The organism is Vreelandella neptunia, assembly GCF_022489065.1.
Lineage (GTDB): Bacteria > Pseudomonadota > Gammaproteobacteria > Pseudomonadales > Halomonadaceae > Vreelandella > Vreelandella neptunia_A.
The window spans coordinates 1-240 of the sequence record NZ_JAKVTW010000086.1; the positions used below are offsets into that span (position 1 = coordinate 1).

The window sequence follows — 240 nt, forward strand, 5'->3', positions numbered from 1 at the left end:
TAAGGCAGTGGGCATAAAGTGCTTACTTGGTCTTGGCTTTAAGGCCGTGAATGACAAATTTAATAAACAGGGTCATGACGTAGGTGGCCCAGCCTGCAGAAGCCAGGATATTAAATAGCAACATTTTAGGCGGCAGCCAGGCACTACCCAGTAATGCTTCCAGCATGATATGGAAGAACATCGCTAGCAGCAGAGGCAGTGCTAGAATATGAATCCACATATCGGTTCGCCGCTTGCGAA

1 pseudogene is annotated in these 240 nt (G+C 47.5%); it reads right to left on the bottom strand.

What is annotated here, in order from left to right:
- Positions 1 to 22: 22 nt before the first annotated feature.
- Positions 23 to 240, bottom strand: a pseudogene (locus MLE19_RS22975) (hypothetical protein); the annotation flags it as partial.